We start from the raw sequence: 1145 nt of genomic DNA, 5'->3' as shown, positions 1-1145 counted from the left end.
ATCGCACGCCGCCCTGGGGCAAGCTCGATCAGCCGGACTTTCTCAATGCCGCCGCCGAAATTTCCACTGGGCTTGCACCGCGCGCCTTGCTCGACCTCTGCCTCGACGCCGAGCGCAAGCTGAAGCGGGTGCGCGAGGAGCGCTGGGGGCCGCGGCTGATCGATATCGACATTCTGGTGTTCGGCGACCGCGTTATCCACGAGACCGGGCTGGAGGTGCCGCATCCGCGCATGCTGGAGCGTGCCTTCGTGCTGGCGCCGCTGGCCGAGATCGCGCCCGGCCTGGTTGTCGGTGATCGCAGCATCACGGACCGGCTGGTCGCCGTCGACACGTCCGGCATCGAGCGCTTGTCGTCCGGCCGGGACTGGTGGCTGGCCTGACGTCTGGATGAGGCGGCAGCCGAACTTTCAGCCCGAGAATCCGCCGCCGTCCAGGAACGTTTGCTCCTGCGGCGTGGTTTCGCGGCCAAGCATTTTGTTTCGGTGCGGAAAACGACCGAAATTCTGAATGATATCACGATGTTCGACAGCATACTTCAGGTAGGGTTCGGCCCTGGTCTGGGTCAGATCGACCGATATGTGCTGGTCGGCGAGCAGTTCCGAATGCTCGTACGGCAGATAGAGGAAGACGCGGATTTCTTGCTCGAGCGCCAGATCATGGCCGGCCGCGATCGCCTTTGTGGCAAAATATCTGGCGAGCGGGTCGGTCGCGTACATGTGGCCGGTTCCGCGAAAGCAGTTCCGCGGAAACTGGTCGAGCAGGATCATCAGCGCCAGCGAGCCTTCGGCATGCTCCAGCCAGCCGTCGCATTCACGCCGCGCGGCGGCGTAGTGCAGATCGAGAAAGCGATTGCGGAAGTCGGCATCGAATGCCCCATTCTTCTCGAACCACGCGTCCTCGCCGGCATCGCGCCAGAATTTGGTGACCGACAGGGCTCTGCTGTCCAATTCCATGCCTGGTTCCTTGCTCAATCGGCGGGTTCGGATTTGTGCAGCACCCCGGCGGTCTCTTCGTTGAGCGCCTGGCCGGGGCGGCGCGGCGTCGAGAGCGGTGTGGGAATCGGCGTGCCGATATTGCCCCTCAGGAAGCGCTGTCCGGCGCGAATGCCTTCAGCGAGCTGGGTTTCGAAGCGGTTGGTGTCGCGG

The 1145-nt window shown here is 63.9% G+C and carries 2 protein-coding genes; one reads left to right on the top strand and one right to left on the bottom strand.

Annotated features, from left to right (window positions below):
- The coding region (gene folK / locus EN993_RS36050) for a 2-amino-4-hydroxy-6-hydroxymethyldihydropteridine diphosphokinase (RefSeq protein WP_127266264.1) at positions 1 to 380 on the top strand (380 nt) is incomplete at its 5' end.
- A 27-nt stretch (positions 381 to 407) separates the two neighbouring features.
- On the opposite strand, the gene EN993_RS36045 is transcribed toward folK, so the two are convergent.
- Complete coding sequence (locus EN993_RS36045) at positions 408 to 953, bottom strand: DUF924 family protein (RefSeq protein WP_127266263.1); 546 nt, start codon at positions 951 to 953, stop codon at positions 408 to 410.
- Positions 954 to 1145: the final 192 nt, after the last annotated feature.

Origin of the sequence: Mesorhizobium sp. M7D.F.Ca.US.004.01.2.1 (assembly GCF_003997785.1) — a bacterium.
Lineage (GTDB): Bacteria > Pseudomonadota > Alphaproteobacteria > Rhizobiales > Rhizobiaceae > Mesorhizobium > Mesorhizobium loti.
Note: the sequence above shows the minus strand (reverse complement) of the source record. Positions and strands in the feature narration are given on the sequence as shown.

Excerpts from the sequence above, each read along its gene's own strand:
- EN993_RS36045 (WP_127266263.1), bottom strand. The coding sequence starts at position 953 with ATGGAATTGGACAGCAGAGCCCTGTCGGTCACCAAATTCTGGCGCGAT.